The 7,190-nt window shown below is 59.1% G+C and carries 10 protein-coding genes and 1 tRNA gene; 6 read left to right on the top strand and 5 right to left on the bottom strand.

Annotated elements, in window-relative coordinates; translation table 11 throughout:
* Positions 1-78: 78 nt before the first annotated feature.
* Positions 79-167 (bottom strand) — tRNA-Ser (locus tag ABRP64_RS11375).
* 120 nt (positions 168-287) lie between these two features.
* Between ABRP64_RS11375 and hisC the strand changes: the two genes are divergently transcribed.
* Positions 288-1,340 carry a histidinol-phosphate transaminase gene (gene hisC / locus ABRP64_RS11370; protein WP_284819680.1) on the top strand — a complete coding sequence of 351 codons (1,053 nt, stop codon included), beginning with the start codon at positions 288-290 and terminating at the stop codon, positions 1,338-1,340.
* The gene (locus ABRP64_RS11365; protein WP_349866509.1) at positions 1,341-1,733 is read left to right on the top strand and encodes a phage holin family protein; all 393 of its coding nucleotides are present in this window, start codon (positions 1,341-1,343) and stop codon (positions 1,731-1,733) included.
* Between the two features lie 9 nt (positions 1,734-1,742).
* On the opposite strand, the gene ABRP64_RS11360 is transcribed toward ABRP64_RS11365, so the two are convergent.
* A complete protein-coding gene (locus tag ABRP64_RS11360) occupies positions 1,743-2,003 on the bottom strand; it encodes a MoaD/ThiS family protein (RefSeq protein ID WP_284819677.1) in 261 nt (86 codons plus the stop codon).
* 58 nt (positions 2,004-2,061) lie between these two features.
* On the opposite strand from ABRP64_RS11360, the gene ABRP64_RS11355 reads away from it, so the two are divergent.
* From ABRP64_RS11355 to ABRP64_RS11340, 4 genes are read left to right on the top strand one after another with little or no spacing between them, the layout of a single operon-like run.
* Positions 2,062-3,198 (top strand): molybdopterin molybdotransferase MoeA, encoded by a 1,137-nt coding sequence (locus ABRP64_RS11355; RefSeq protein ID WP_284819675.1) that lies wholly within the window; start codon positions 2,062-2,064, stop codon positions 3,196-3,198.
* On the top strand, positions 3,195-3,674 hold the full coding sequence (locus tag ABRP64_RS11350) for a MogA/MoaB family molybdenum cofactor biosynthesis protein (RefSeq protein ID WP_284819673.1): 480 nt from the start codon (positions 3,195-3,197) through the stop codon (positions 3,672-3,674). The genes ABRP64_RS11355 and ABRP64_RS11350 overlap by 4 nt, the downstream gene beginning before the upstream one ends.
* Complete coding sequence (locus tag ABRP64_RS11345) at positions 3,664-4,125, top strand: molybdenum cofactor biosynthesis protein MoaE (protein WP_284819672.1); 462 nt, start codon at positions 3,664-3,666, stop codon at positions 4,123-4,125. Before ABRP64_RS11350 ends, ABRP64_RS11345 begins: the two co-directional genes overlap by 11 nt.
* Positions 4,122-5,129, top strand: coding sequence for a ThiF family adenylyltransferase (locus tag ABRP64_RS11340; protein WP_349866506.1), 1,008 nt, complete (start codon positions 4,122-4,124; stop codon positions 5,127-5,129). The genes ABRP64_RS11345 and ABRP64_RS11340 overlap by 4 nt, the downstream gene beginning before the upstream one ends.
* A gap of 21 nt (positions 5,130-5,150) precedes the next feature.
* Here the strand turns inward: ABRP64_RS11340 and ABRP64_RS11335 are convergent, their stop codons facing one another.
* The 3 genes from ABRP64_RS11335 to ABRP64_RS11325 form a co-directional block, all read right to left on the bottom strand.
* Positions 5,151-5,399: a hypothetical protein gene (locus ABRP64_RS11335; RefSeq protein WP_349866504.1), complete on the bottom strand. Its 249-nt coding sequence runs from the start codon at positions 5,397-5,399 to the stop codon at positions 5,151-5,153.
* A 149-nt stretch (positions 5,400-5,548) separates the two neighbouring features.
* On the bottom strand, positions 5,549-6,307 hold the full coding sequence (locus tag ABRP64_RS11330; protein WP_349866503.1) for a hypothetical protein: 759 nt from the start codon (positions 6,305-6,307) through the stop codon (positions 5,549-5,551).
* Between the two features lie 322 nt (positions 6,308-6,629).
* Positions 6,630-6,788, bottom strand: a complete 159-nt coding sequence (locus ABRP64_RS11325) for a hypothetical protein (RefSeq protein ID WP_284852358.1) — start codon at positions 6,786-6,788, stop codon at positions 6,630-6,632.
* Positions 6,789-7,190: the final 402 nt, after the last annotated feature.

Here is a 7,190-nt window from a genome sequence, read left to right as displayed (position 1 = left end):
CAGAACAAAAACGACTGAGATGCCGGTTTGTCAACGATGTCGCGACTGACCTGTCAAGCATGTCGCGACTCATGACAGTGGCGGAGATGAGAGGATTCGAACCTCCGGACCCCAGAAGGGTCAACTCCTTAGCAGGGAGCCCCATTCGGCCGCTCTGGCACATCTCCAAGTTCAGAAAGAACCGTAAAAGACAATACCTGCCGCATGCGCCACGGCCAAACTAACCCCCTGGTTTTGTCCCCGGTTTTCTTCCACGCGCGCAGGAGAGACGACCTAGAGTAGTAGCCATGATTCGCTCCGACTTACTCGCCATCCCCGGCTACGTGCCCGGCGCGCGCCACGATGATGCCCTCAAGCTCTCTTCTAATGAGGCCACGCAGCCACCGCTGCCTGAGGCCGCGGAGGCTATGGCCCGCGCCGCTGCCGAGGCCAATCGCTACCCGGATATCGCAGCCACCGAGTTGCGTGAGGATCTGGCCGAGCACTTAGGCGTGAGCTTTGACCAGGTTGCGGTGGGCACGGGTTCTTCCGCGCTGTGCCAGCAATTGGTGCAGATCACCACCACACCCGGTGAAGAAGTGATCTTCCCGTGGCGTTCTTTCGAGGCTTATCCCATCTTTGCCCAGGTGGTGGGTGCACGCCCCATTCCGGTTCCGCTCGATGCGGACCAACGCGTGGATTTGGCCGCAATGGCGGAGAAGATTACCGCGGATACGCGCCTGATTTTCGTCTGCAATCCGAATAATCCTTCCGGCACCACCGTAACCAAAGCGGAGTTCGCCGAATTTATGGACGCGGTGCCAAGCGATGTCCTCGTTGCCCTCGATGAGGCCTATATCGAATACAACCGGAACGCCGATACCCCGCTGGGCACCGAGCTTTTTGGCACTTATCCCAACGTGGTTTTCCTGCGGACCTTTTCCAAGGCCTATGGTTTGGCCGGCGTGCGCGTGGGCTATGCCTATGGCCCAGAAGACATCATCGCAGCGCTGAATAAGGTAGCGATTCCCTTTTCCATCAATGCCGTGGCCCAGGCCGGTGCCCGTGCTGCGCTCGCAGCGCAGGATTCACTGCGCGAGCGCACCGAAGAGACCTGTGGCCAGCGTCAGCGCGTGGAAAAGGAACTGGCAGAATGGGGCGTTCCCCACTCGGAGGCCAACCACGTATGGCTGCCAGCAGCGAATATTGAAAAGCTAGGAACACCACAGGAAGTGGCCGCGCGCCTGGCCGCACACGGCGTGCTCGTCCGCGCCTTTAGCGAAGGCATACGCATTACCATTACAACCGAGGAAGAAACTAACACCCTGCTGCAGGCATGGAACAATACCGTAGGAGGCTAAATGCGCTCGTTGACCAATTTTGCCCTCAACGTGGTCGCCATCGCGATTGCGCTCTGGGTCGTAGTGGGCATTATTCCCGGGATTTATATCACCCCGGATAAGCTGGGCAATTTCATTGCCGTGTCCATTGTTTTCATCATCATTAACGCGGTGGTCATGCCCGTGCTGCGTTTTATCGGCGCCCCACTGACCTGCCTCACCCTCGGGCTATTCGCGCTCGTCATCAACGGCGCCGCCCTGCTGATCGTGGAGTGGACGCTTAATACCTTTGACTTAGGAATTAGTCACCTCGTGGTCAATTCCTGGGGCTCTGCAATCTTCGGCGCCATCGTCTTGTCCCTGGTCAGCAGCCTGGTCAATTTCTTTACCAGCCCCCTGCGCAAGCCGGTCTAAAGGAACGGGTTATCCCCCAGCGAAGGGCGGCAGCACGTCAACGCGGGTCACGCCCATGAGCGGCGAGTCCGCTTGGGTGTTCCCGGCGCCATCGATAAGAAAATTACAGCGCCTCAGTACCTCTTTCATGCTCATGCCGGCTTCGGTGGTGCCGGTGTGGTCCTTGCCCAGCTGCTCTATGAGCTGGCCTAAGGTGGTGGGCGCTTTTACCTGCTCCGAAGCTACGCCAGCCGCAGCACGGGCGGCGGCGAAATAGTGAACGGTCAACATGCTTCCTACTATGCCCGCAGGCTTCGAACGTGTCGAACTCGCGGGTAAACTTGGCTCTATGCGCACTCCCGAAACCCACGCACACGAGGTCGCGGCAACCCTCGGCCCGCGCGAAGCCATCTCCCAGCCCCTAGGGCAGGCACAGGAGATGGTCCTTGCCGCCGATGTCTATACCGCCTTCCCCTCGCCGCGCTTTAGCAATTCCCAGATGGATGGCTACGCGCTGCCCGCTACCGCAGCCGGCTCGTACGAGGTGGGCCCCACCATCGCCGCAGGCGCGGATCCCGCCGAGCTGCTGGATGGCCCCTTGCGCGCTGCCTGCCCCATCATGACTGGAGCTAAGGTCCCAGAGGGTACGGCAGCTATCGTGCCGATTGAAAAGTGCCAGCCGCAGGAGTTCCTCCAGCCGGGCGAGACCATTACCGTTCCCGCCACTGAGGAGGGCCAATTCATCCACGGGACGGGTACGGATCTTGAGCAGGGCGCTCTCCTGGCCGCCAAGGGCCAAAAGCTCACCCCGGTGCGCCTGGCCGCGCTGGCCTCCCAGGGCATCGAGGAGGTTACGGTTTACCGTCCCTCCCGCATCCTCGTGTGCACCGGCGGCGCGGAAATTGGTACGGGCATCGCTGCTATTCCCGATGCCAATGCACCGCTCATTTCCGCTATGGCCCACCGCGCCGGCATCGAGGTCGCCGGATACGTCACCACCGATGATGATCCGGAGGTGCTTACACGCGCGCTGGAGGAGGCCACGCAGCTCCACCGCCCCGATGCGATCGTCACCTCCGGCGGCATTTCCGCGGGCAAATACGAGGTCATCCGGCAGGTGCTCACCGGCTGGTTTGGCCACGTGGATCAGCAGCCCGGCGGGCCGCAGGGCATCGCCAGTTTCCACGGCACCCCGGTCATCTGCTTGCCCGGCAATCCGATTTCCACCATGGTGAGCTTTCGCCTCTTTGTTGCCCCTACCCTGGGCTGGGCGCCCGCGGCATATCGCGTGCCAATCGCGCACGCCATCGAGGGGCTGCCCCACAAGGATCAATTCCGCCGCGGGTACGCCGATGCGCAGGCCCACGTTACCGGCGGCGCTAGCTCCCACCTGTTAGCCCAGGCCGTCGATGCCACCCACCTCATCCGCATTCCTGCCGGTAAGAGCCTCAGCGCAGGAGAAGAAGTAAAGGTCTATCCCCTATGAGTTCTGCTCGCACCGCCATTGTTTTAGCCGCCTCCACCCGCGCCGCCGCCGGGGTCTACGAGGATCGTTCGGGCCCCATCGCGGTAGATTTCTTGCGCCGCAAGGGCTTCGACTGTCCCGCTGCCCGCGTGGTGCCTGATGCCGATATCGCCGCAGCGGTGGACCAGGCCTTCGCCGAAAAGCCCGCGGTCATCCTCACCTCCGGCGGGACTGGCCTGACCCCGGATGATCTCACCGTTGATGCCGTCCAACCCCACCTCACGCGCGAGCTTCCCGGCATCGCCATGGCCTTTTGGAATAAGGGCCTGGAGACTATCCCCACCGCGGTGGCCTCGCGCGCGGTCGCAGGCGTCAATGACACCACCTTTGCCATGACCTTGCCCGGTTCTACCGGCGGGGTCAAAGATGGTTGCGCCGTGCTAGAGGATTTAATCGTCCACATCGTCGATATGTTAGAAGGAAAACATGAGCACTGATCCTTCTTATGTCGCCGCGCAGACTGGGCTTACTGTCGGCGCTATGCTGACCGAGCAACCGCTCGAGCCCCTCCTTGCCACCGCCAAAGCTGAGGTCATCACCCCAGCCATGGGCGCGGTGGTCACGTTCGAGGGCATCGTGCGCGATCACGACGGCGGCCGGCCCGATGTCACTCAGCTGTCTTACTCCGCACACCCCAGCGCCCCAGAAAAGCTGCGCGAGATTGTCGATGAAGTGGCAGGCCAACACCCCGTGCGCTTGTGGTCGGCCCACCGCACCGGCAATCTGCAGGTGGGCGATCTGGCCTTTACCGTCGTCGCCGCCTCTGCCCACCGCGGCGATGCCTTCCGCGCTGCGGAGGCCTGCGCCGATCGCGTCAAGGCCGAGGTGCCCATCTGGAAGGAACAAAGCCACGGCGATGGCTCCGTTAACTGGGTGGGCCTCGAATGAGCATCCGCTATGCCCGTCAGGAGGCACTGTGGGGTGATAAGGGCCAGCAGAAATTGGCTGACTCCCACGTCGCGGTCATCGGCGCGGGCGGGCTTGGCTCACCGGCGCTGCTCTACCTTGCAGGGGCCGGGGTTGGCCGCATCTCGCTTTTCGATGACGACCTCGTCTCCCCCTCCAACCTCCACCGGCAGGTCATTCACACCACCGCCGCCATTGGCACCGCAAAGACTGGGTCAGCCGCAGCGGCGGTGCGGGCCCTCAACCCTGAGGTGGAGCTCATCTGCCACGGCCGCCTGGAATCCGCCACCGCCCTCGAGCAGCTGCGCGGCTGCGACGTGATCCTCGATGGGACGGATAATTTCGACGCCCGTTACCTGTGCTCATGGGCCGCCCACAGCCTAGGCATTCCTCATATTTGGGCTTCTATCCTGGGCTTTGATGCGCAAATGAGCGTCTTTTGGTCCGGCAAGGGCCCTGTGTACGAGGATGTCTTCCCCACCGCCCCGGCTCCGGGCGAGGTTCCGTCGTGCTCCCAAGCCGGCGTCCTGGGCCCCATCGTCGGCACGGTAGGATCCGCGATGGCCCTGGAGGCTTTGAAGATCATTACCGGCGTCGGCACCCCACTTATCGGGACGCTCGGTTACTATGAAGCGCTATCCGGGGCCTGGGAGTATATCCCCATCCGCCCCACCGGCGCACAGCCTACCCAGCCAGCCGATGCCCCCGAGGTCCGCGAGATCCCCGCGCACGCCCCGCTTATCGATGTCCGCACCGACGCCGAACACGCCCGTGCCACCATTCCTCATTCAACGCATCTGCCCCTCGACCGCATCCTCGCCGGCGAGAACCCGGACATCGGCCAGGCCGATGCCGCCGTTATCTACTGCGCCAGCGGCATCCGCTCCGCGCAAGCCGTCCACGCGCTGCGCGGCCGCGGCTACGAGCAAGTTGTTTCCCTGCGCGGCGGCATTAACGCGTGGTTGGAACAGCACAATATGCCCTAAACCAGCCGGATGATGGTCCTTCTAGCGCCTTTGCTTGTCTTCCCTACCTCGAACAAAGAGGAACCAGATGAGCGGTCCCAAGAAAGGAAGGGCAAAGGTAGCGGCGATAAAGAGCACCTTGGCCGCAACCGTGTACCCAGAAGCGATAATAGAAATAACCGCCGCAATCCAGAACGCGACCAGCAAAATAATGGGAAGGAACCCAAGGAACCACCACGTGTCATTAGGGTTAGTGGATTCTGCTGCTACATAAAGTTCCGAGCTACTCATGATGTCCTTTCGTCGAGCATTTTTATCTCTGGGACAAAGCCAGCATCACGACCACACCTGACTTGCCCTGTACGTTTCCAAGATTAATTCTGCGCCGCACTAGGCTCGTCATCCCCCGGTATGAAATACCGCAGCAAAATCAGACGGATCTAAGAGGTCTTCCGGTGCCCCGTCATTTCTAGATTCGCTTTGTCGCCGTCTAAGGTGAGGTTTCCCGTAAGTTCATGCGTGGCCACAGCACCCGATTCGCCTTCCCCATGGGCACGCCACGTTACGGTCACAGTATCGTTAGTCCACTCCAGCTGATTAATATGCCTGCGTGCTGGCTCCATTCCATTACGGGTCCAGTCTTCTACCTGGGTAATGTAATTCAGGTCATTGTCATAAATAAGCAAATTATCCGGCCAGGCGACGCCGCCTTGATCGCAGACATAGGTAATGACGCCTTCATCTTTGCCATCGCCGTTGATATCGGCGTAAGCACCCTTAGGGGTTCCATCCTCGTTGAGCTTTAGCCCTGCAGCAGCATTGGGATATCCAGTCTTTAAGTGCTCAGGCAAAGTCCCATCCACCAACGTGCCGGCGCCATGTTCACACAACGCTGGTACCCACAAGGAGTACAAGTCTTCTACTGGGATGATCTTATTTTCCCTAGCTGTCGCAGATTTTTGGGCCTTTTCCGGCACTGTCGCTGTGCTCGGCTGTTTCGCGGAATCCTCGTCTCCAGCACCTTTATCATCCGTATCTGAAGGGGCGGTTTCTTCGCTGGCATCTGAAGTCGCGTTAGATCCGGTGAAATTCGGCTCGCTATCGGCATTATTAGCTTCATCGGAATTAGAGCAACCGGCAACAAAAGCGACAGCAGTCACTGCAAGGATCGCCCAAGAAGAGGTGAGAGATTTAGGCATAAATGCAGCATACAACGCTAGGGCGGCTAGGTTCGCGGCAATAGAGGTAAAAATGAGAATTCAGCCATCTGGCCGTAACCAGAAGCTACCTAACTATCGCCTTGTTGTGAGTGACTTTTGTGGAGGAAGTAGAGGCTGACTACCGGTCAACACTGGCGAGACAAACCGCTCCACTACCGCAGCAACAGAATCCCGTTCTGTTCCTACACAAGTTTCTAATGCATATTAGTTTTCCACCATCGCTAGAAATCAAGATGGGTCAGCACATGAATGAACCCCGAGACCATTTGGTCTCGGGGTTCATTCTCTCGGTTCTTAAATCTTAGAAGCCGAGGATGGAGCGGGTAAACTCGTTAACAGCGTCCGGAACCAAGTAAGGCACCTGACGGAAGAACAGGCTTGCCTGCTCAAGAGCGTCCCAACCGGTGGAGACTGCGGAGTGTGCCGCTTCCTGTACGTTGGATACGAGGTCAAGAATCATTTCGAAATTCCTTTCGAGGTTGGAAAAATCTTATACGCGTTTCCGCGCGCAATAATCATTGTATGCGGTGAGGTGCGGTGATGTGCAAATTTTCAGCAGTCAGTTTGTAGATTTGTTAGAAAATAATCGTCCTGGGGTTTAAACGATCTGCGTTACATATTCTTTCTTTCTAAAACTTTCGCGCAATAAATTTTAGTTGCAAAGATAATCAGGGTAGCAGGAAAAGCGTTCCACGATTTTCGCGTTCTAGACAAAGATGAGCCATGCAGGCAAGACAAACCCCCTAGTCAGTCAGGACTAGGGGAAATGCTCTCTGCGGAGACGGCGGTGTCCGAATTCATGACTTATTTGACAGTCTGTTCCTGGGTAAGTGGTCGTGATGGTTGACAGGTCAGTCGCGAC

The sequence above is a fragment of the Corynebacterium sp. KPL4015 genome (assembly GCF_040225725.1).
Taxonomy (GTDB): Bacteria; Actinomycetota; Actinomycetes; order Mycobacteriales; family Mycobacteriaceae; genus Corynebacterium; species Corynebacterium rhinophilum.
This window is presented reverse-complemented; position numbering and strand designations above follow the sequence as displayed.

Bases quoted from the DNA above. Each gene is read 5' to 3' on its own strand.
- ABRP64_RS11335 (WP_349866504.1), bottom strand. From the start codon at position 5,399: ATGAGTAGCTCGGAACTTTATGTAGCAGCAGAATCCACTAACCCTAAT.
- ABRP64_RS11355 (WP_284819675.1), top strand. From the start codon at position 2,062: ATGCGCACTCCCGAAACCCACGCACACGAGGTCGCGGCAACCCTCGGC.
- ABRP64_RS11350 (WP_284819673.1), top strand. From the start codon at position 3,195: ATGAGTTCTGCTCGCACCGCCATTGTTTTAGCCGCCTCCACCCGCGCC.
- ABRP64_RS11340 (WP_349866506.1), top strand. From the start codon at position 4,122: ATGAGCATCCGCTATGCCCGTCAGGAGGCACTGTGGGGTGATAAGGGC.
- ABRP64_RS11360 (WP_284819677.1), bottom strand. From the start codon at position 2,003: ATGTTGACCGTTCACTATTTCGCCGCCGCCCGTGCTGCGGCTGGCGTA.
- ABRP64_RS11330 (WP_349866503.1), bottom strand. From the start codon at position 6,307: ATGCCTAAATCTCTCACCTCTTCTTGGGCGATCCTTGCAGTGACTGCT.
- hisC (WP_284819680.1), top strand. From the start codon at position 288: ATGATTCGCTCCGACTTACTCGCCATCCCCGGCTACGTGCCCGGCGCG.
- ABRP64_RS11345 (WP_284819672.1), top strand. From the start codon at position 3,664: ATGAGCACTGATCCTTCTTATGTCGCCGCGCAGACTGGGCTTACTGTC.
- ABRP64_RS11365 (WP_349866509.1), top strand. From the start codon at position 1,341: ATGCGCTCGTTGACCAATTTTGCCCTCAACGTGGTCGCCATCGCGATT.
- ABRP64_RS11325 (WP_284852358.1), bottom strand. From the start codon at position 6,788: ATGATTCTTGACCTCGTATCCAACGTACAGGAAGCGGCACACTCCGCA.